Genomic DNA, 20886 nt, shown 5'->3' on the forward strand with positions numbered 1-20886 from the left:
GCAATCGTAATGGGGGCGCCTGTGCGCCTATTGTAGATCGGGTCGCCAAACCCGGTCGCTGAATTTGCAGCAACAGCCAGAGAGTAACGCCCGTTTTTTGAAAGTGCAACTGTGCAGATCACTTGCGGATTTTTTCGATGCGGCATAAATTGATCAAGCATGTAGATTTACCTCAACGCCTCCGGTTGCCGCCGGGGGCGTTTTCGTTTCAGGCATGGATGTCCCAGCGAAGGGAGACAAAGGGCAACAGGTCACCTTCGAGGCAGGCGCGCGCATCCTCGTAGGCGTCGATTTGTTGGCCTTCGTCGACGATGATTGCTTGAGGGGCTTGGCAGGGAACTGACAATGCGCACCAGATGCCATCTCTCCATCGCATCACCATGACGTCCCGGTTAAGGCGTTTTTGCTCCGTGCGGTAACGTTCAAAACGCTGCATACCGCGTGATGAGAAACCCACTTTTCTGAGTACAGAAAAGGGCTGCAAGATGGCCCTGTTAGCAACATGATTTTTCATGCGGCCACCTGGTCGCGAGCCTCTATGCGGCTTCGTGCCCATGTTTGGATTTCAGATAGAACCCAAGCTACGGGCGCACCGCGGGCGTTGCTGTTGCTCAATTTGACGGGCAGGGGAAACCCGCTATCTGTGCGCTGCATGAGTTTGTAGATGGTGGAACGCTTCATGCCCACGATCCGCTCGACCTCAGGCATACGGATCAATGTCGACGATGCGTCAAAGATGGGGTCTGGAGTGGTTGGGTTAAAGCGGGGAAGTTTGGTGATAGACGCTTTCATAGGTCTTGCTCTCGACTGGTTAGGACTGAGAGCAATGATCTAGGTGCAGGTCGGAGGTGAGCAGTTCACTTCCAATTGAAATCCGATTGAAAATTCTGGCTTACAGCACGAAATAGCGTTTGAGAATGGTCTCAATTCTTTTGCGGGTGAGGGCTTTTTCGGTCTCAAGCGCAATCCACTCAGGCCGTTGTTTTGGAGGTTTTTCTACCTCACCTTGTAGCCAGGCATGCACCTTCGTTGCAATGTTGCGTTTGGACATCCCCGCTGCGCGGTAGTGAAGCCCCTGTTTCACTATCGCGGCGTCTCGAACGCTAATTTCCTCGTTACGCTCCATACCGCTGATGAGGCCGCCTTTTTTGCGAATGGCATTTTTGATCGCTCGGTCGGCGATGGGTCTTAGTTCATCGTCGGCCAGGCAGGGTAGGGATGTGATCGGTTTCAGATAGAGGGCGTAATCATCAAGTGTCTGAATGCGCTCATCCAGATCGACCTGCATCTCGACGAACTGGCAGTAGAGATCCCTGGGCCAGTCGGCAGGAGGTTCAGAGACATGAGACCAAGCCTCTTGATCAGCTGTCTGCATCCAGTTGGCTAACGTTTCCAGCGCTTTTACGGCACAAGCCATGATGTAGGCAGAATGAAAATCACGCTCTGATGCCGAGTAGCAATTGCTGTACATGCGGACCCAATGCGCGAGGCGTGCGCTGGTGTCGGTGGAGGCATATTGAAAAATTGTCTCCTCCTTGATCGTCGTCTGAATGCACATGCTGGCAAGATCTTTGTTGATACCATCACCATGAATGCGCAGACAGCATTGGTCGATCAAGCGGCAGGCGTCAGCAACCTGCTCACAGCAGAGGTCATAGAGCGGTTGCGCTGAGAGATAACTGAACAAGCCCCGGCTTAGCGCCAAATGCAAAATGGGTTGGTGATCAGTCATCGCGAAGTGTCATCGGTACCGTGTAACGGAGAGTCCCACGCCCTGGATTCAAAGCGGGTAACCAGCGAAAGCCGCTTTGTAGGCATAGGTGCAGAACGCTTGCCCGCAGCAGTCGTGCGCTGGCTTTGGCGTTACACGCATGGGCAGCGTTACATCGGATGTACGCTAAGCTGCTGAACTGTGTAACGCACCTGAAAGCCAATGAAACCGGGCGTTTGGCGATGGGCGTTACACGAGTAACACCCGTTACACCGGTTTTAGAGGGGGGTTGGGTATGTGCTCTCATACAACCTTCCCAAATTGCCCCTGCACGACATTTCCATTCACTACAGCATCAAGGTGATCGGCGTACCACTGCATCATCACTCTACGCTGAGGCAGGTACACCGCTTTGTTATAGACCCCGGCAATACCCTCCTTTGCATGAGAGAGTTGGGCCTCAATGTGATTTTCATCGAAACCCTGCTCATTGAGTATTGTGCTAGCGATGTGACGAAAGCCGTGGCCTGTTTGCCGACCGGCATATCCCAGTCTACGAAGCGCCATTAGAAAGACTGTATTGCTACGGGGGACTGTCCTATCTTTCCTGCCTGGAAATAGGAGAGGGTACGCACCTGTCAGTGTTCGTAACTCAGTGAGCGCTTCAATTGCCTGTCGAGAGAGAGGCACCACATGTTCGCGACGACGTTTCATTCGCTCGGCCGGGATCGTCCATAGCTTTTTGGAGAGATCGATTTCTGACCAGCGTGCTTCTCGGATCTCGCTCGGACGCGATGCTAATAAGGACAGCAAGCGAAGCCCTATACGAACGTCCTTTGCGTGAGGGTAGGAGTTGATCGCTCGAAGTAGCGCAGGCAGTTCTTCAATCGAAACGTGTGCATAGTTTTCAGCGCTACGTGATTGCAGGAATTTGCTGAGACCTTCAAGGGGGTTGTGGACGGCTCGTCCTGTTACGCGGGCCAGGTCATAGATCTCTTTGCAAAAGGCACGAACTCGGCCCATTTGTTCAATGATCCCCTTCTGCTCCATGCCGCGTAGAAACTCCATCCATTCCAGGGGCAGTATTTCCGTGTATACGCGTTTGCCGAACACGGGGAACACGTGAAGCTCCAGTGCGCCAAGCACTCGTCGAGACGTACCTGACTCCCAGCTTGTGCGTCTGGCCTCAAACCACTCGCGGCCTAATGCTTCAAAGGTGTTGTTGGCAGCCACCTGGTCTGCAACCTTGCGAGCTTGCTTGCTCACCAATGGGTTTTTGCCGGTCGATGCGTCTTCCCGCAGTTGAGCTGCTTTCTGTCTCGCCAAAGAGCCACTGATTTCCGGGTAGCCGCCGAGACCCAGCCAAGACCATTTCCCGTCTGGCTTTTTGTAGCGCAGCTCCCACGATTTTTGACCGTTAGGTTTGACCCGGAAGTACAGGCCATTCCCGTCCTGCTCCCGATATGTAGCGTGCTCAGGCTCCAGGCCTGCAAGCGTGGTATCTGCTAAGGGGCGGCGTTTGATTTCAGAGCGCTTCACTTCCTGTATGCCTCCAGTTATAGGAATCTCAAAGCATACACGTGGGCATACACGGCGGGAAGTTATAGGGGTGGACAGGGATGGATAGCCAGAAACAAGAAAGCCCGCACGGGGCGGGCTTCTTGGGGTGTTTCGTAGACTGTCTGAGACAGCCCGAGACTGCTATATGGTGCACCCGGCGGGATTCGAACCCACGACCCCTGCCTTCGGAGGGCAGTACTCTATCCAGCTGAGCTACGGATGCTTGTGCGGGCGACATCATACCCATGTCGACCTTGGGCGTCCATGCTGGTCTTTGGGCGTTCACGTGTAGGAATTTGCCGTACCAGAGGCCCTAAGCCGGGCACCACTGATCAGGGCGGGGAACTACGCTGATCAGATAAACCCGGCAAATGCGTCGTTTTCGTTCTTTTTTTCGAACATCCTATTGCCCTGTACCCCCATTGATCCTAGGATTCGTTTGAGATTTCAAACGCTCTGTCTCCCGTGCGCTCTTTCATTTCATCCGCGCGCTGGGGCTGATTTCCCTGACGGCAGCCCACAAGGCGCCTTTCAACAACTCTAATTCGCTCCGCGTGCGCGCGGTGCTGTTAAGGAAAGCCGACATGCAGCTTAAAGATACCCAGTTGTTCCGCCAGCAAGCCTTTATCGATGGCGCTTGGGTCGATGCGGACAACGGTCAAACCATCAAGGTCAACAACCCTGCCACGGGCGAGATTCTCGGTACCGTGCCAAAGATGGGCGCCGCTGAAACCCGCCGCGCCATCGAGGCCGCCGACAAGGCGCTGCCGGCCTGGCGTGCTCTCACCGCCAAGGACCGCGCGAACAAGCTGCGTCGCTGGTTCGAACTGATCATCGAGAACCAGGACGACCTGGCCCGCTTGATGACCCTGGAGCAAGGCAAGCCACTGGCCGAAGCCAAGGGCGAAATCGTCTACGCCGCCTCGTTTATCGAGTGGTTCGCCGAAGAAGCCAAGCGCGTCTACGGTGACGTGATTCCGGGCCACCAGCCCGATAAGCGCCTGATCGTTATCAAGCAGCCGATCGGCGTGACCGCCGCCATCACTCCGTGGAACTTCCCGGCCGCGATGATCACCCGCAAAGCCGGCCCGGCGCTGGCCGCCGGTTGCACAATGGTCCTCAAGCCTGCGTCGCAAACCCCATTTTCTGCATTCGCCCTGGCTGAGCTGGCGCAGCGTGCCGGTATTCCAAACGGTGTTTTCAGCGTGGTGTCCGGCAGTGCGGGTGACATCGGCAGCGAGCTGACCAGCAACCCGATCGTGCGTAAATTGTCCTTCACCGGCTCGACCGAAATCGGTCGCCAGCTGATGGCTGAATGCGCCAAGGACATCAAGAAAGTCTCCCTGGAATTGGGCGGCAACGCACCGTTCATCGTGTTCGACGATGCGGACCTGGATAAGGCTGTCGAAGGCGCGATCATCTCCAAGTACCGCAACAACGGCCAGACCTGCGTTTGTGCCAACCGCCTGTACATTCAGGATTCGGTGTACGACGCGTTCGCGGAAAAACTGAAAGTGGCCGTGGCCAAGTTGAAGATCGGCAACGGTCTGGAAGAAGGCACCACCACTGGCCCGTTGATCGACGAAAAAGCCGTGGCCAAGGTTCAGGAACACATTGCGGACGCCTTGAGCAAAGGCGCTACATTGCTGGCTGGCGGCAAGGTGATGGAAGGCAACTTCTTCGAGCCGACTATCCTTACCAATGTGCCGAAAAACGCTGCGGTCGCGAAGGAAGAAACCTTCGGCCCACTGGCGCCGCTGTTCCGTTTCAAAGACGAAGCCGAAGTGATCGCGATGTCCAACGACACCGAGTTCGGCCTGGCTTCCTACTTCTATGCCCGTGACCTGGGCCGTGTGTTCCGTGTGGCTGAAGCCCTGGAATATGGCATGGTCGGCGTCAACACTGGGTTGATCTCCAACGAAGTGGCGCCGTTCGGCGGCATCAAGGCTTCGGGCCTGGGCCGTGAAGGTTCCAAGTACGGGATCGAGGATTACCTGGAAATCAAATACCTCTGCCTGGGCATCTAACCGGCAAGAGATTGCAGTAAACGCAAAGGGCACGAGAGCGCTGACCCTTTGCGTGTTTCACACCGTACTTCGTAGTGGTCGGGAAAGCTGTGGCAGTCGATCATCGCATGCTGCCGTAGTTGCCTCCCCGCCACGTATTCCTTGGACCACGCCACCCGATGAGTGGCGAATGAGGACTTTATGAGCAAGACCAACGCATCCCTGATGAAACGCCGCGAAGCCGCTGTACCCCGCGGTGTTGGCCAGATTCACCCGATCTTCGCCGAATCCGCGAAGAACGCCACCGTGACCGACGTTGAAGGTCGCGAGTTCATCGACTTCGCCGGCGGCATCGCCGTACTGAACACCGGCCACGTGCACCCGAAAATCATCGCCGCCGTGACCGCGCAACTGAACAAGCTGACGCACACTTGCTTCCAGGTGCTGGCCTACGAGCCTTACGTGGAACTGTGCGAAAAAATCAACGCCAAGGTCCCAGGTGATTTCGCCAAGAAAACCCTGCTGGTCACCACCGGTTCGGAAGCTGTCGAAAACGCCGTGAAAATCGCCCGCGCCGCCACTGGCCGTGCTGGCGTGATTGCTTTCACCGGCGCTTACCACGGTCGCACCATGATGACCCTGGGCCTCACCGGTAAAGTCGTGCCTTACTCGGCCGGCATGGGCCTGATGCCTGGCGGCGTGTTCCGTGCGCTGTTCCCGAATGAACTGCACGGTGTGAGCGACGACGATTCGATCGCCAGTATCGAACGCATTTTCAAGAACGATGCCGAGCCGCGTGATATCGCTGCCATCATCATCGAGCCGGTGCAGGGCGAAGGCGGTTTCTACGTCGCGCCAAAATCCTTCATGAAGCGCCTGCGCGAACTGTGCGACAAGCACGGCATCCTGTTGATCGCCGACGAAGTGCAGACCGGCGCCGGTCGTACCGGTACGTTCTTCGCCATGGAACAGATGGGCGTTGCTGCCGACCTGACCACCTTCGCCAAATCCATCGCCGGCGGCTTCCCGCTGGCGGGTGTGTGCGGCAAGGCCGAGTACATGGACGCCATCGCGCCAGGCGGCCTGGGCGGCACCTACGCCGGTAGCCCGATCGCGTGCGCGGCTGCGCTGGCGGTGATGGAAGTGTTTGAAGAAGAGCACCTGCTGGACCGCTGCAAAGCGGTTGGCGAGCGTTTGGTCACGGGCCTCAAGGCCATCCAGGCCAAGTACCCGGTGATCGGTGAAGTGCGGGCCTTGGGCGCGATGATCGCGGTCGAGCTGTTTGAAGGTGGCGATAGCCACAAACCAAACGCCGCTGCCGTTGCTTCCGTGGTAGCCAAGGCGCGTGACAAGGGCCTGATCCTGCTGTCTTGCGGCACCTATGGCAACGTGTTGCGCGTACTGGTCCCGCTGACCTCGCCGGACGAGCAGTTGGACAAAGGCCTGGCGATCATTGAAGAGTGCTTCAGCGAGCTGTAATCGGACGCTGGCCTGATCGATACAAGAAGCCCGCCTCGGCGGGTTTTTTGTGCTCTTGGGGGGGCTCAGCCCGCGATTACGCGGTTCTTGCCCAGGCGCTTGGCCTCGTACATGGCGGCATCGGCGCGGGCAAACAGGCTGTCCAGGGTGGAATCCTGTTCGGTGAGGCTTGCCAGGCCCTGGCTGATGGTCACCTTGAACGCCTGGCCTTCATAGCTGAAACTCAGCGCTTGAATCTCCTTGCCCAGGCGTTCGGCCACTTGCAGCGCCATCTCCGGCGCGCAGCCCGGCAGCACGGCGGCGAACTCTTCACCACCGATGCGTCCGAACAGATCGCCACGGCGCAATACCCCTCGGCCGCTCTCAGCGATGCGCCGCAGTACCTGGTCGCCTTCCAGATGCCCGTAGGTGTCGTTAACGTCCTTGAAGTCATCGATGTCCAGCAGCAGGAACGCCAGCGGCGCGCCTTGCGCACAGGCACTGTCGAAGGCTTGATTGGCGCATTCGAAGAAGTGCCGGCGGTTGCTGCTTTGAGTCAGCACGTCGGTGGTGGCGAGACGGTGCAGCTCCAGCGCCATCTGTTTCTTTTCGGTGATGTCTTCGGCTATGCCTACCACGATCAAGGGTTCACCAGGTTCGATCTGCTGGTTGATGTAACACTTGTCGCTCAACCAGCGGATTTGCCCGTCGGCGGTGATGATGCGGTACTCGCGTTCTTCCACGGCGCCTTGTTCCAGCACGCGGGCCAGGCTGTGTTCGGCGTAGTCGAGGTCTTCGGGGTGAATGCTGTTGCGCCACTCCCGATGGTCGGCCAGCAGCAGGCCGGCGGAGCGCCCGAACACCCGCTCATAGGCCGGGCTCACATACAGTACGCGGCGCGTTTCCCAGTCGATGGCCCACAGCACGGCGTTCACGCTCACCAGCATTGAGCTGAGCAACTGCTCGCGCTCACTCAGCCGCTCGACTTCACCCTGGGCGTGCACCAGTGCCAACAGGGTCGCCGCCGCCGCCGGACGCGGATGTTCAGCGGTGGGCGGATCGGACAAGTAGGGTTTTTCGTGAACCATCGGCACAACTCTCTCTGGGCGCGCCGCACATTGAAACAGCGGTCACTACAAGGGGCCACCATGATGGCGAAGTGTTAATTGAGAGAGGCGAATTGCAGTGAAGTTCCGTCAACAGGACCGATTGCCGGTGACCGAGAAATGACGCCAAAAAGCCGATGGGTGGGAGGGCAAGCCCTCCCACCGTGCGGTCAGACCGCCGCAGGACGCAGCGAATAGGTCTTCAATTGGTGGGCGAAATCCCGCAGGGACTGGATGCCGCTGGCCTCGGCTTCATGCACCCATTCCTTGATGGCTGCCAGCATATCGTGGCCATTTGAACTGGTCTTCAGCCAGATCTGCTGCAGTGCCAGGCGCTTTTCGTAGATCACTTTAAGTGCCTGGCTGTGTTCCAGCATGCTCTGGATACGCAGGTGGTGGCGATCATCCAGCAAGCTGGTTTCTCGCGACAGCAGGCGCTTGGCGCGGTGGAATTGGTGGCGAACCGAGTGATCGACTTTTTCCAGCTCCTGCTTGACGAGCGGGGCGATCACCAACTTGCGGTACTGGGCCATGATCTGGAAACGGTTGTTGAGGATCGCCATGGCGGTGTCCATGTCCAGGTGGCCCTTGCCTTCGACGCGGTGGGCGATGGGCGCAACGCGTTGCACCTTCGCCAGGCGCAGGAAACTGAACACTTTGATCCAGGCCCAGCCCATGTCGAATTCCCACTTCTTCACCGACAACTTGGCGGAATTGGGGTAGGTGTGGTGGTTGTTATGCAGCTCTTCACCACCGACGATGATGCCCCACGGCACCAGGTTGGTCGCCGCGTCACGGCATTCGAAGTTGCGATAGCCCACGGCATGGCCCAGGCCGTTGATCACGCCGGCGGCCCAGAACGGGATCCACATCATCTGGATCGCCCAGATGGTGATACCGATCGTGCCAAACAACAGCAGGTCGATCACGCCCATGATCGCCACGCCCAACAATGGGTAGGGGGTGTAGACCTTGCGTTCGATCCAGTCGTCCGGGCAGTTCTTGCCGTAGATGCGCAGGGTCTCAGGGTTTTCGGCCTCGGCGCGGTACAGCTCGGCGCCTTTGCGCATAACGGTGGACAAACCCTTGATGACCGGGCTGTGCGGGTCATCGACGGTTTCGCACTTGGCGTGGTGCTTGCGGTGGATGGCTGTCCACTCGCGGGTGTTCTGCGCCGTGGTGAGCCACAGCCAGAAGCGGAAGAAGTGTTTCAGGCCGGCATTGAGCTCCAGGGAGCGATGGGCTGAATAGCGATGCAGATAGACCGTGACCCCAACGATGGTCACGTGGGTCATCAACAGGGTGACTGCAACCAGTTGCCAGGCTGACAAGTCAAGAAAACCGTTGTACCACATAGGCTGTATGGCCCTCAGATAAAGAAAAGAACAGCTCACGCATTATCACTAAGCCTACACAGAAAACCAGCCGCTCTTTCAGATAGGAGTGACTGGATGTTTCTTATTCTATAATCCCCAGCCTTTGTAGGACGATTCTGTTTTTTTGGGTAAGGATTACTGAGCATATGCTGTTTTCATGCCGAGTTGCCCTGCGTGCGGGGCTGGTATACCTGCTGGTTTCCATTCTGTGGATAGGCCTTACTCGGCAGGTATTGATCGAGTTTCTCGATGACCCCAGCGAGCTGAACCACTGGTTGCAAGTGCGTGGCTATGTGTGGGTGGCCCTCAGCGCCTTGGTGATTTACCTGATGTACGCCCGGTTTGCCCGTGCCCACCAGTTGCAACAACCCCTGAAGGAAAACCGCGAGCGCCTGCGCCAGGCGGCCGCCGTGTTCGATTGCACCCGTGAAGGCGTGCTGGTCACCGACGCCCATGGGCTGATCGTCCACGTCAATCGCGCCTTTATGGCGATTACCGGTTATCAAGGTGAAGACGTCATGGGCCAGCGTCCCAGCCTGTTCAAGTCCGGTCGCCACTCGTCGAATTTCTACCGGCAGATGTTCCAGAGCCTGCAGAGCACCGGCGAATGGAGCGGAGAAATCTGGAACCGGCGCAAGAGCGGTGAAATTTATCCACAGTGGCAAACCATTCGTGTGATTCACGATGACCAGGGCCACGTCAGCCATTACGTCGCAGTGTTCTCCGATATCAGTGCCATCAAGGACTCCGAGCACGAACTGGCCCACCTCGCGCACCACGACCCCCTGACCGACCTGCCCAACCGCTTGCTGTTCACCGACCGCGCCGAGCAGGCGCTGGCCTCGGCGCAAGTCCACAAGCGCGGTTGCGCCCTGCTGTTGCTGGACCTGGATCACTTCAAAATCATCAACGACAGCCTGGGCCATAATGTGGGAGACCAGTTGCTCAAGCTGGTGGGCGAACGGCTGCAGGGGTTGTTCGGCCCCGGCGTGACCCTGGCGCGCCTGGGTGGAGATGAGTTCGCCGTGCTCGCGGAAAGTTGTCCACAGGTGGTTCAGGCTGCCGCCTTGGCGCAACGCATCCTCGATGCGATGAAGCAGCCGTTCAGCTTCGACAGCCACCAGCTGTTTATCAGCGCCAGTATCGGTATCAGCCTCTTTCCCAGCGACGCCCTGAGTGCTGAACAGTTGCTGCGCAATGCGGACTCCGCACTGTTCAAGGCCAAGAGCGCCGGCCGTGAAGGCTACGCGTTGTACACCGAAGAACTCACCGCCCATGCGCAGAACCGCGTGGAAATTGCCAACGAGCTGCGCCGTGCCCTTGAGCTGCAAGAGCTGCGCGTTTATTACCAACCGGTGCATGAGCTGCACGGCAGTCGCCTGATTGGCGTCGAAGCGCTGGTGCGCTGGCAGCACCCGGAGCGTGGCCTGGTGCCGCCGGGAGAATTTATCCCGATTGCCGAGCGCACGGGGTTGATTGCCGATATCGACGCTTGGGTCATGGATCAGGCTTGCCGGCAGATGTGCCAATGGCTGGCCGATGGGGTGCCGTTGAGCTTTATGGCCGTCAACGTGTCCAGCCGTTTGTTTGCGCGGCGCGAATTGTACGAGCAGGTCGCCCAAGTGCTGCACGACACGGGCCTCGACCCCGGCTTCCTTGAACTTGAAGTGACCGAGAGCGCGGTGATGGACGACCCCGAAGTCGCCCTGGAGCAACTGCACCGCCTGCGCGAACTGGGCTTGCGCCTGGCCATCGATGATTTTGGGACCGGTTACTCGTCGCTTCTACGGCTCAAGCGCCTGCCTGTGCAGAAACTCAAGATCGACCAAGGGTTTGTTGCTGGGTTGCCGTGGGATGAGGACGATGCAGCGATTGTGCGGGTGGTGATTGCGCTGGCGAAAAGCATGGGCATGCAGGTGCAGGCCGAAGGGATCGAGCAGGTGGAGCAGGCGCGGTTTTTGTTGGAACAGGAATGCGATCTGGGGCAGGGGTATTGGTTTGGGCGGCCGATGCCGGCGCAGGAGATTGATTGGTCGAGAGCACCCGCCATCCGAAATTGAAATGCGTTAAAAATGTGGGAGCCAGCTCCCACATTTGAATCTGCTCAAGGCTTTATTTTGGCGCTCGGGCACATAAACCGCGCGCAACCCCACGCCCCACCAGAAAATTCTTTCTGGTTATATAAACATTCTTAAATAGTATTTTTAAGAATATCCGCGCTTATCTACTATCGCCCTCACGCCGCAAGCAGTGCCGCCACTGCGAGGCACTATTCATTTCAGGAGCGAGACCATGAGCGCATCTCTACGTAGCGTCGACGGCCAGGACGAAGCAGCCATTTTGCGTGAGATCCAGAGCGCCCTGCGCGATCTGCGGTTTGGCGCGGTGGAAATCACGGTGCACAACGCGCAAGTGGTACAGATCGAACGCAAAGAAAAATTCCGTCTGCAGAACCCGGGTAACAAACCGAGCTAAGCAAGAACGGCGATAGACCCGCAATTATAAGAAAAAGCCAACACCCCAGAATTTCAGGAGCTTCTATGTCGTCGATTCGCCGTTACGCCCTGGCCGCCCTGGCCAGCGCCGTGTTTGCAGGTTCCGCGGTTGCCAAGGACTACGAGTTGCTCAACGTCTCGTACGACCCTACCCGTGAGCTGTACCAGGACTACAACGCTGAGTTCACCAGTTTCTGGAAACAGTCCCACCCCGGCGACAACGTCAAGATCCAGCAATCCCACGGTGGTTCGGGCAAACAAGGCCGCGCCGTGATCGACGGCCTGCGCGCCGACGTAGTGACCCTGGCCCTGGCCGGTGACATCGACGAAATCGCAAAACTGGGCAAGACCCTCCCGGAAAACTGGCAGACCCGCCTGCCGGACGCCAGCACCCCGTACACCTCGACCATCGTGTTCCTGGTGCGCAAGGGCAACCCTAAAGGCATCAAGGATTGGGGCGACCTGATCAACAAAGATGTGTCCGTGATCACCCCGAACCCGAAAACCTCCGGCGGCGCACGCTGGAACTTCCTCGCCGCCTGGGCCTACGGCCTCAAAACCGGCGGCAGCGAAGCCAAGGCCCAGGAGTACGTGAAAGAGCTGTTCAAACACGTGCCTGTGCTGGACACCGGCGCGCGTGGTTCGACCATCACCTTCGTCAACAACGGTCAGGGTGACGTGTTGCTGGCCTGGGAAAACGAGGCGTTCCTGGCCCTGAAAGAAGACGGCGGCGCTGACAAGTTCGATATCGTCGTGCCTTCGCTGTCGATTCTCGCGGAGCCGCCAGTGGCCGTGGTCGACAAGAACGCCGAGAAAAAAGGCAACACCGAAATCGCCACTGAATACCTGAAACACCTGTACAGCCCGGCTGGCCAGGAGATTGCGGCCAAGAACTTCTACCGCCCACGCGATGCAAAAGTGGCCGCCAAATACGCCCAGCAGTTCCCGAAACTGGACTTGGTGACTATCGACAAAGACTTCGGCGGCTGGAAAACTGCCCAACCGAAATTCTTTAACGACGGTGGCGTGTTCGACCAGATCTACACGGCGCAGTAAACCAAAATACCTGTAGGAGCCTCGCTTTTCTGTGGGAGCTGGCTTGTGTGGGAGCCGGGCTTGCCCGCGATAGCCTCACCGCGGTGTGTCAGTCACATCGCGGTGGGGCTATCGCAGGCAAGCCAGCTCCCACAGAAAGCGCGCTCCTACAGTGGCATTTACCCCTTTAACCAAGGACTCTTATGTCGCGTCGTATCTCCCCCGTCATACCCGGCTTCGGGCTGACGCTGGGCTACACCGTGGTGTACCTCAGCCTGATCGTACTCATCCCCCTCGCGGCGATGTTTGTACACGCCGCACAACTCACCTGGGATCAGTTCTGGGCCATCATCTCCGCACCGCGCGTGCTGGCGGCGTTGCAGCTGAGCTTCAGTACCGCGCTCTACGCGGCGCTGATCAATGGCGTGATCGGCACGCTGCTGGCCTGGGTGCTGGTGCGCTACACCTTCCCGGGCCGCAAGATCATCGATGCGATGATCGACCTGCCGTTCGCCTTGCCCACCGCTGTAGCCGGTATCGCGCTGACCGCGTTGTACACGCCGAACGGCTTCGTCGGCCAGTTCGCGGCTGACTTGGGCTTCAAGATCGCCTACACCCCCTTGGGCATCACCCTGGCGCTGACCTTCGTCACGTTGCCGTTCGTGGTGCGCACGGTGCAGCCGGTACTGGCCGATATCCCCCGGGAAGTCGAAGAGGCCGCCGCCTGCCTGGGCGCCAAGCCGTTGCAGGTGTTCCGCCACATCCTGGTGCCGGCGTTGCTGCCGGCCTGGTTGACCGGTTTCGCCCTGGCGTTCGCGCGGGGCGTTGGCGAGTACGGTTCGGTGATTTTCATTGCCGGCAACATGCCGATGAAAACCGAGATCCTGCCGCTGCTGATCATGGTCAAGCTCGACCAATACGACTACCGCGGCGCCACGTCCATCGGCGTGCTGATGCTGGTGGTTTCCTTTGTACTGCTGCTGCTGATCAACTTGTTGCAGCGGCGCATCGAACGTCCATAAGGAGGCGCGGAACATGTCCCAATCGTCTATTTCCGCCGCGTCCTCGGCCAATGCGGCCCGCCGTGGCAGTGCAACGTCGCGACGTATCCTGATCGGCCTTGGCTGGCTGGTGTTCGTGTTGTTCCTGCTGTTGCCGCTGTTGATCGTGGTGACCCAGGGCTTGAAGAACGGCCTCGGTGCGTTTTTCACCGCGATCCTTGAGCCCGACGCACTGTCGGCACTGAAGCTCACGGTGATCGCCGTGGCGATTTCGGTGCCGCTTAACCTGGTGTTCGGCGTCAGCGCCGCGTGGTGCGTGAGCAAATACTCGTTCCGTGGCAAGAGCATCCTGGTCACGCTGATCGACCTGCCGTTCTCGGTGTCACCGGTGATCGCGGGTCTGGTCTATGTGCTGATGTTCGGCGCGCAGGGCTTCTTTGGTCCGTGGCTGCAAGAGCATGACATCCAGATCGTGTTCGCCTTGCCCGGCATCGTGCTGGCGACCATCTTTGTCACCGTTCCCTTCGTGGCCCGAGAACTGATCCCGCTGATGCAGGAGCAGGGCACCCAGGAAGAAGAAGCCGCGCGCCTGCTGGGTGCCAATGGCTGGCAGATGTTCTGGCATGTGACCGTGCCGAACATCAAATGGGGCCTGATCTACGGCGTGGTGCTGTGTACTGCGCGGGCCATGGGTGAGTTCGGCGCGGTGTCGGTGGTGTCCGGCCACATTCGCGGCGTGACCAACACCCTGCCGCTGCACGTCGAGATCCTCTACAACGAATACAACCATGTCGCCGCGTTTGCCGTCGCGAGCCTGTTGCTGATCCTGGCGCTCTTCATCCTGCTGCTCAAGCAGTGGAGCGAGAACCGTATCAACCGCCTGCGCAACAGCGCCGGTGAGGAATAAGTCATGTCGATCGAAGTCCGTAATGTCAGCAAGAATTTCAACGCCTTCAAGGCCCTGAACAGCATCAATCTGGACATCCAGAGTGGCGAGCTGGTGGCGTTGCTTGGCCCGTCCGGCTGCGGCAAGACCACCTTGCTGCGCATCATCGCCGGCCTGGAAACCCCGGATGACGGCAGCATCGTGTTCCACGGTGAAGACGTGTCCGGCCACGACGTACGCGATCGCAACGTCGGCTTTGTGTTCCAGCACTACGCGCTGTTCCGCCACATGACGGTGTTCGACAACGTGGCGTTCGGCCTGCGCATGAAACCGAAAAACCAGCGCCCGAATGAAAGCCAGATCGCGGTCAAGGTGCATGAACTGCTGAACATGGTGCAGTTGGATTGGCTATCGGATCGCTACCCGGAACAGCTCTCCGGCGGCCAACGCCAGCGTATCGCCCTGGCCCGCGCCCTGGCGGTAGAACCCAAAGTGCTGTTGCTCGACGAACCCTTCGGCGCCCTCGACGCCAAAGTGCGTAAAGAGCTGCGCCGCTGGCTGGCGCGCCTGCACGAAGACATCAACTTGACCTCGGTGTTTGTGACCCACGACCAGGAAGAGGCCATGGAAGTCGCCGACCGCATCGTGGTGATGAACAAGGGCGTGATCGAGCAGATCGGTTCACCGGGCGAAGTCTACGAAAACCCGGCCAGCGATTTCGTCTATCACTTCCTAGGGGATTCGAACCGCCTGCACCTGGGTGAAGACCAGCACGTGCTGTTCCGTCCACACGAAGTGTCGCTGTCGCGGCATGAGCTGGAAGATCACCATGCGGCTGAAGTGCGCGACATTCGTCCATTGGGCGCCACCACGCGGGTAACCCTGAAGGTCGAAGGCCAGAGCGAACTGATCGAGGCTGAAGTGGTGAAAGACCACGACAGCCTGACCGGGCTGGCGCGGGGTGAGACGCTGTTCTTCAAACCCAAGGTCTGGCAAAAAGCCTAAAGCCGGTGCAAAACCCAATGTGGGAGCGGGCTTGCTCGCGAATGCGGAGTGTCAGTCAATGCATTCATCAGCTGACAGACCGCATTCGCGAGCAAGCCCGCTCCCACATTTAGACCTCTCTCGGCTTCAGACCGTGGCGCGTTTTTCTCTGACGGCCACCGGCCCCGAGCGCTGCTCTATCTGTTGCTTGAGGTCATTCCGCAACCCCAGCAAAAACGCCAACTCCGCCACCACAAACAACGGCCCCACGATCAGCCCCGACACATCATCCACAAACGCCGGCTTCTTGCCTTCGTAGTAATGCCCGACGAACTGAATCACCCAGCCCACCACAAACATCCCAATGCCGCCGCTGAGCCACACCATCGTGCTCTGTGCCGCCAGCACATGCCCGGCCCACACCGACAAGCCCATCAGCAGCGTCATCAACACACCCAGCGCCAGTTCCAAGCGCAGGTAAAACCCCGCCGACAGCAGTGCGACGATCACCGCCGGTGAAATCCACACCCCGCCTATCGCCCATTCCGGGCGTGACAGCAGCACGGCCACCGCGACGACAATCAGTGGAATGCCGACAAAGTGGCTGGCGATATTGCGCGGGTCGCGGTGGTAGGCAGCGTATTGACTGAGGTGGTCGACGAGGCTTTTCATTGTTATTCCTCCTGTAGGATGTTTGATCATCTCCCGTCAGCCAGTGACTGACTGTCAACTGGGCGACAATCTCTGGAGTTCTCATGATTGCGGCAACATGGCATGCCCGATTGGCCACCGGTCAGTGGTTCAGCCACCTGCCTGTACAGCTACAGGATAGTTTGCTGGCGGCGGCTCGGCTGCGTCAGCTGACGGCGGGGCAATACCTGTTCAGGCGCGGTGATCCGCCCTGTGGGGTGTATGCGGTATTGGAGGGGGCCATGCGTGTCAGTGCGGTCAATGCGCAGGGCAAGGAAGCGGTGTTGAGCCTGGTTGAAACACCGTTCTGGTTCGGCGAGATCTGCCTGTTCGACGGTTTGCCGCGTACCCACGACGCCTTGTCGGTTGGGCCGTGCACGCTGTTGCAGGTGCCGCAATCGGCGATGCTCGAGATTCTTGACCAAAACCCGGCGTATTGGCGTGACGTGGCGTTGTTGATGAGCCAGAAGTTGCGCCTGTCGCTGATCAATATCGAACAGATGAGCCTGATGCCGGCGTCGACGCGTATCGCCCACCGACTGCTGATGATTGCCGGCGGGTACGGCGAGATAGAGCACTCCCGTCGCGTCTTGCACCTGCCCCAGGAAGATTTGGCCGCGATGCTGAGCCTGTCGCGCCAGACCACCAACAGTTTGCTCAAGGCGTTAGAGCAGCAGGCGATCATCAAGCTGAGTTACGGCGCGATTGAAGTGCTCGACTTGCCGCGCTTGCGGCAGGCCGCGGGGGCCGGCTAGGAACCGCGATACGTCGAAAAGCCGTAAGGGCTCAGCAGCAGCGGGATGTGGTAGTGCTGGTCGGCCTGCTTGACCTCGAATATCACCGGGACTTCCGGGAAGAACGTCTCGCGATGGGCTTTCTTGTAGTAGTCGCCGGTCTTGAATACCACGCGATACTCGCCCGGTTTCATGGCTTGGTTGGCCGGGAACAGTTCGGCGATGCGTCCCTGCTGGTTGGTGACACCTTCGGACAGCGATTGCCAGTGATCGCCTACGTGCTGCTCCAGGGTGACGCTGACACCGGCAGACGGCAGGCCGTTTTCCAGGTTCAGGACGTGCACGCTCAGGGGGTTGCCGGCCGCCAGGGCCAGGCCGCTCAGGCCGCTAAGGCTGAGGGCGGCGAGGGTCTTGGTCAGGGTTTTCATCGAGGTTTCCTCAAGGGGTGATTGTCAGGCCAAGTTGATTGGCTGCCTTTACCGCGCACGCTTCGTCCTGCTCGGCACCGCCGGCACCGGCAATGCCCAGCGCGCCCACCAGTTCAGCGTCGGCAAACAGCGGGATGCCGCCCCCGAGCAACAGCAATTCGGGCAAGCTGTTAAGGTTGGCGGCCTCGGGGTTGTTGCGCGCACGCTCGGCAAACAGCCGGGTGGGGGTTTTAGTCGACAACGCCGTGTACGCTTTGCGTTGGCTGGCGATGCTGTTGTGCGGGCCTACGCCGTCGGCCCGCAGGCTCAGCAATGGATTGCCGCCCCGGTCGAGTACGGTAAGTGCGGCCGTGCACTGCGCCAGGCTGGCGTCTGCCAGTTGGCGTGCGGTGTGCAAATCCAGGTCGGCGTGGCGCGGCAGCGGTGGTGCAGCCAGGACGCTGGCGCTGATGGCGAAGCTCAAGAACAAGGCATTGCGGTACATGGGAACGGCTCCAAAAAGCAGGCCGCTACCTTAGCCAGCGATCTCGGTCAAAAGCCGAACAATTCGATTACAGGTTTGTAATGAACCAAGAGGTAGGCATGCAGGTGTTGTTAGTGGAAGACCAGCCGAAATTAGCGCAACTCATGGCCCAGGGCTTGAGTGAGGCCGGCTTCGCAGTGGAAGTCGCAGCCAATGGCATGGCGGCTCAGCGGTTTGTGGAAAGCACTGAATATGACTTGGTGATCCTGGATGTGATGTTGCCGGGTTTGAATGCCTGGAAGTTGCAGCAGGCGATACGCAAGAAGGGTGAGACGCCGGTGTTGTTCTTGACGACCCCGGAAGGGATCGAAGACCGCCTGCGTGGGTTGGAACTGCATGAGGATGATTACTTGCTCAAGCCGTTTGAGGCCAAGGCGTTGGTGGCGCGGGTGAAGAAGCTGTTGCGGCGGGATCGTGGGCGCTGACTGATCCGGCATCTTCAGTGCCTGGGCCACCGCCATCGCAGGCAAGCCAGCTCCCACATTTGGAATGCATTCCCCCTGTGGGAGCCGGGCTTGCCCGCGATGGGGCCCTCATGACCACCCTACATTTCCCTACCGCAACCCATCCCGAAACTGCCCCGGCGTCATCCCCGTCCAGCGCTTGAACGCCCGGTTAAAGCTGCTGGTATCCGCAAACCCCAACAAATGGCTGATCTCCGCCAATGAGCACTGCGGATCACGCAAATGCAGCAACGCCAAATTCTCCCGGCATTCATTGAGCAACGCATCAAACCGACACCCTTCATCCGCCAGGTGCCGCTGCAAACTGCGCAAGCTCAGGTGCAGGGCCTGGGCAATGCGCTCAGCACTTGGCTCGCCGTCCGGCAATTGCGCTTCAATAGCCGCACGCACCTTACGCTCCCAGGTCAGTGGCTGCAGCTGGGCGAGGGTGCGCTTGAGCACGGTTTCGTTGTGCTCGGCCAGTTCGGGGTTGGCGTCGTCCAGGTGGCTGTCGAAATCGTGGGCGGCAAACTCCAGGCAGTCTTCTTCGGCGCCGAAGAACACGGGCGCACGAAACACGGTGTGCCACGGATTGGGATCGGCAGGCTCTGGTCGTCGCAGGTGCACCGCCAGCGGTGCGTACTCACGGCCCAGGCGATTGCGGCAGGTGCGCACATAGATCGCCGCAAACGCATCAATGGCTTCGAATGCCGGTGCCGGGCTGCCCGGTGGTTGCAGCAGGCGAAAGCGGTAGCGCTCGCCATCCCCGCTGAGCTCCAGCGTCAGCGCATCACTGACCACCTGGTGATAACGCACGATGCGCTCGAACACCTCCCGCAGGCTGCCGCTGGCCACCAGCGCATACCCCAGCGCATGAAAGGTGGTGGGGCTGACAAACCGCGACACCCGCAAGCCAATCGCCGGATCACCGCTGGCGTGCACTGCCAATTCCCATAACCGCGTCGTGGCCGACAGCGGATAACGCGCATTGGGATCGTCCATCTGCTGCGGGTCGAGCCCGGCCTGCGTGCACAGCGCGGCGCTGTCCAGGCCCAAGGCGTCGAGCTGCTTGCGCAGGGCGCGGGTCCAGCTGGCGAGGGAGGTGGGTTCGGTCATGACGATTGGCGCTTGCGGTCAACAGGTTGGCGTCCAGGGCTAGCGTCCTGCCAGATCGCGTGGGGCAGGATGAACGCATCGATAACCAGAGGATGTGATCATGGACGGTACTTCTGCAAGCCCCCAGCAGATGAACGCACAACAGCGCTCGGCGCATATCCGTGACGTGGTGCTGGCCGAAGGCGTGCGCTTGCGCCGGCAGCACCCCTGGTTGCTGCATCAAGACGCATTGGGCGCGGGCATTCTGGCGTTTGCGCTGGTCGGCATGATTGGTTCGGCAGCGCTCTACATCACCGGGTATATGGCCTGGTGGGTGTGCCTGCTGCTCAACGCCTTCCTCGCTTCATTGACCCATGAGCTGGAACACGACCTGATCCACAGCATGTATTTTCGCAAGCAGCGCCTGCCCCACAACCTGATGATGGGCCTGGTGTGGCTGGCGCGCCCGAGCACGATCAACCCGTGGATACGCCGCCACTTGCACCTCAACCATCACAAGGTCTCCGGCACTGAGACCGATATGGAAGAACGCGCCATCACCAACGGCGAGCCTTGGGGTTTTGCGCGGTTGCTGATGGTCGGCGATAACGTCATGTCGGCGTTTATTCGCATGCTGCGGGCCAAGACCTGGAAGCACAAACTGTCGATCCTCAAGCGCTCGCTGCTGGTATACGCACCGCTGGCGCTGCTGCATTGGGGCGCGTGGTATGTGTTCCTGGGTTTCCATGCCGCCAATGGCATTGCCAGCCTGTTGGGTGCGCCCATCGAGTGGTCTGCCGGCACGTTGCAGACGATGCAGGTGATCGACATCGCCGCCGTGGTGATCATTGGCCCCAACGTACTGCGTACCTTTTGCCTGCACTTTGTCAGCTCCAACATGCACTATTACGGTGATGTGGAACTGGGCAATGTGATCCAGCAAACCCAGGTATTGAACCCTTGGTGGATGTGGCCGTTGCAGGCGTTCTGCTTCAACTTCGGCAGCACCCACGGCATCCACCATTTTGTGGTGAAAGAGCCGTTTTACATCCGTCAGATGACCGCGAAGGTGGCGCACAAGGTCATGGCGCAAATGGGTGTGCGCTTCAATGATTTCGGGACGTTTGCGCGGGCCAATCGGCTTGGATTTCCACCGCCTGCAGGGTTTCGATCAGCGCCTTCGCCGCAGGCGACAAGCGAGCCCCAGCGCGGCTGATCACCCGCTATGGTTGTTCAGGCTGTCCAGGGCACGGGGCAGGTTGCGCCAGTGCAGCCTCTGCAATTGGCCACTGGCGAAAGCGTCGACGAACGCTTCTTCGGCGCCCGCGGGCAGTTGGCGAAGGTCCATGGTGGGT

At 59.4% G+C, this 20886-nt stretch carries 22 protein-coding genes and 1 tRNA gene; 11 read left to right on the forward strand and 12 right to left on the reverse strand.

Translation table 11 applies throughout. The features are described 5' to 3' along the window. Positions 1-208: 208 nt before the first annotated feature. From HU722_RS01945 to HU722_RS01965, 5 genes are all read right to left on the reverse strand, one after another. Positions 209-514 (reverse strand): hypothetical protein, encoded by a 306-nt coding sequence (locus HU722_RS01945; protein WP_186754403.1) that lies wholly within the window; start codon positions 512-514, stop codon positions 209-211. Further along, positions 511-792, reverse strand: a complete 282-nt coding sequence (locus HU722_RS01950) for a helix-turn-helix transcriptional regulator (RefSeq protein ID WP_186754401.1) — start codon at positions 790-792, stop codon at positions 511-513. The genes HU722_RS01945 and HU722_RS01950 overlap by 4 nt, the downstream gene beginning before the upstream one ends. 100 nt (positions 793-892) lie before the next feature. Further along, positions 893-1732, reverse strand: a complete 840-nt coding sequence (locus HU722_RS28775) for a hypothetical protein (protein ID WP_225930671.1) — start codon at positions 1730-1732, stop codon at positions 893-895. A gap of 282 nt (positions 1733-2014) precedes the next feature. Then, positions 2015-3250 carry a tyrosine-type recombinase/integrase gene (locus tag HU722_RS01960; RefSeq protein WP_186754399.1) on the reverse strand — a complete coding sequence of 412 codons (1236 nt, stop codon included), beginning with the start codon at positions 3248-3250 and terminating at the stop codon, positions 2015-2017. Positions 3251-3417: 167 nt separating this feature from the next. Continuing rightward, positions 3418-3494, reverse strand: a tRNA-Arg gene (locus HU722_RS01965). Between the two features lie 361 nt (positions 3495-3855). Here HU722_RS01965 and gabD point away from each other — a divergent pair. Together gabD and gabT are read left to right on the forward strand one after the other, a co-directional pair. Beyond that, a complete protein-coding gene (gene gabD, locus HU722_RS01970; RefSeq protein ID WP_065890199.1) occupies positions 3856-5298 on the forward strand; it encodes an NADP-dependent succinate-semialdehyde dehydrogenase in 1443 nt (480 codons plus the stop codon). 180 nt (positions 5299-5478) lie between these two features. Then, positions 5479-6756 carry a 4-aminobutyrate--2-oxoglutarate transaminase gene (gabT, locus tag HU722_RS01975; protein WP_049710644.1) on the forward strand — a complete coding sequence of 426 codons (1278 nt, stop codon included), beginning with the start codon at positions 5479-5481 and terminating at the stop codon, positions 6754-6756. Between the two features lie 65 nt (positions 6757-6821). Here the strand turns inward: gabT and HU722_RS01980 are convergent, their stop codons facing one another. Together HU722_RS01980 and desA are read right to left on the reverse strand one after the other, a co-directional pair. Further along, on the reverse strand, positions 6822-7823 hold the full coding sequence (locus HU722_RS01980; protein ID WP_065872790.1) for a sensor domain-containing diguanylate cyclase: 1002 nt from the start codon (positions 7821-7823) through the stop codon (positions 6822-6824). Positions 7824-8011: 188 nt separating this feature from the next. Beyond that, positions 8012-9196 carry a delta-9 fatty acid desaturase DesA gene (desA, locus tag HU722_RS01985; protein ID WP_065872791.1) on the reverse strand — a complete coding sequence of 395 codons (1185 nt, stop codon included), beginning with the start codon at positions 9194-9196 and terminating at the stop codon, positions 8012-8014. Positions 9197-9363: 167 nt separating this feature from the next. Between desA and dibA the strand changes: the two genes are divergently transcribed. From dibA to HU722_RS02015, 6 genes are all read left to right on the forward strand, one after another. Next, entirely contained in the window at positions 9364-11277 is a 1914-nt protein-coding gene (gene dibA / locus HU722_RS01990; protein WP_065890201.1) for a phosphodiesterase DibA, read from the forward strand. A gap of 232 nt (positions 11278-11509) precedes the next feature. Continuing rightward, positions 11510-11692 (forward strand): sulfur starvation response protein OscA, encoded by a 183-nt coding sequence (gene oscA / locus HU722_RS01995; RefSeq protein WP_003170956.1) that lies wholly within the window; start codon positions 11510-11512, stop codon positions 11690-11692. A gap of 65 nt (positions 11693-11757) precedes the next feature. After that, positions 11758-12768 carry a sulfate ABC transporter substrate-binding protein gene (locus HU722_RS02000; RefSeq protein WP_065890204.1) on the forward strand — a complete coding sequence of 337 codons (1011 nt, stop codon included), beginning with the start codon at positions 11758-11760 and terminating at the stop codon, positions 12766-12768. Positions 12769-12950: 182 nt separating this feature from the next. Beyond that, positions 12951-13769 carry a sulfate ABC transporter permease subunit CysT gene (cysT, locus tag HU722_RS02005; RefSeq protein ID WP_065879716.1) on the forward strand — a complete coding sequence of 273 codons (819 nt, stop codon included), beginning with the start codon at positions 12951-12953 and terminating at the stop codon, positions 13767-13769. Between the two features lie 13 nt (positions 13770-13782). Continuing rightward, positions 13783-14655, forward strand: a complete 873-nt coding sequence (cysW, locus tag HU722_RS02010; protein ID WP_049710637.1) for a sulfate ABC transporter permease subunit CysW — start codon at positions 13783-13785, stop codon at positions 14653-14655. Between the two features lie 3 nt (positions 14656-14658). Next, positions 14659-15639 carry a sulfate/molybdate ABC transporter ATP-binding protein gene (locus HU722_RS02015; protein ID WP_065872795.1) on the forward strand — a complete coding sequence of 327 codons (981 nt, stop codon included), beginning with the start codon at positions 14659-14661 and terminating at the stop codon, positions 15637-15639. A gap of 126 nt (positions 15640-15765) precedes the next feature. Here the strand turns inward: HU722_RS02015 and HU722_RS02020 are convergent, their stop codons facing one another. After that, on the reverse strand, positions 15766-16290 hold the full coding sequence (locus HU722_RS02020; protein WP_065890205.1) for an Mpo1 family 2-hydroxy fatty acid dioxygenase: 525 nt from the start codon (positions 16288-16290) through the stop codon (positions 15766-15768). 83 nt (positions 16291-16373) lie between these two features. Between HU722_RS02020 and HU722_RS02025 the strand changes: the two genes are divergently transcribed. Continuing rightward, positions 16374-17063, forward strand: a complete 690-nt coding sequence (locus tag HU722_RS02025; protein ID WP_065890207.1) for a Crp/Fnr family transcriptional regulator — start codon at positions 16374-16376, stop codon at positions 17061-17063. Here the strand turns inward: HU722_RS02025 and uraH are convergent. Both uraH and HU722_RS02035 read right to left on the reverse strand, forming a co-directional pair. Next, a complete protein-coding gene (gene uraH, locus HU722_RS02030; protein WP_065890209.1) occupies positions 17060-17470 on the reverse strand; it encodes a hydroxyisourate hydrolase in 411 nt (136 codons plus the stop codon). The two genes, HU722_RS02025 and uraH, sit on opposite strands and share 4 nt — an antisense overlap. A gap of 10 nt (positions 17471-17480) precedes the next feature. Beyond that, entirely contained in the window at positions 17481-17954 is a 474-nt protein-coding gene (locus HU722_RS02035; protein WP_065872799.1) for a GlcG/HbpS family heme-binding protein, read from the reverse strand. Positions 17955-18052: 98 nt separating this feature from the next. Here HU722_RS02035 and HU722_RS02040 point away from each other — a divergent pair, with 98 nt between their 5' ends. Next, positions 18053-18418 (forward strand): response regulator, encoded by a 366-nt coding sequence (locus HU722_RS02040; RefSeq protein WP_049710631.1) that lies wholly within the window; start codon positions 18053-18055, stop codon positions 18416-18418. A gap of 129 nt (positions 18419-18547) precedes the next feature. Here HU722_RS02040 and HU722_RS02045 read toward each other — a convergent pair whose 3' ends face one another. Then, the gene (locus HU722_RS02045; RefSeq protein WP_065890211.1) at positions 18548-19552 is read right to left on the reverse strand and encodes an AraC family transcriptional regulator; all 1005 of its coding nucleotides are present in this window, start codon (positions 19550-19552) and stop codon (positions 18548-18550) included. 100 nt (positions 19553-19652) lie between these two features. Here HU722_RS02045 and HU722_RS02050 point away from each other — a divergent pair, with 100 nt between their 5' ends. Next, the gene (locus HU722_RS02050; protein WP_065879725.1) at positions 19653-20747 is read left to right on the forward strand and encodes a fatty acid desaturase; all 1095 of its coding nucleotides are present in this window, start codon (positions 19653-19655) and stop codon (positions 20745-20747) included. Here the strand turns inward: HU722_RS02050 and HU722_RS29125 are convergent, their stop codons facing one another. Then, a complete protein-coding gene (locus tag HU722_RS29125) occupies positions 20748-20879 on the reverse strand; it encodes a hypothetical protein (protein ID WP_256530440.1) in 132 nt (43 codons plus the stop codon). It abuts the gene before it with no gap. Between the last annotated feature and the right edge of the window lie 7 nt (positions 20880-20886).

Source organism: Pseudomonas tritici (genome assembly GCF_014268275.3).
Lineage (GTDB): Bacteria > Pseudomonadota > Gammaproteobacteria > Pseudomonadales > Pseudomonadaceae > Aquipseudomonas > Aquipseudomonas tritici.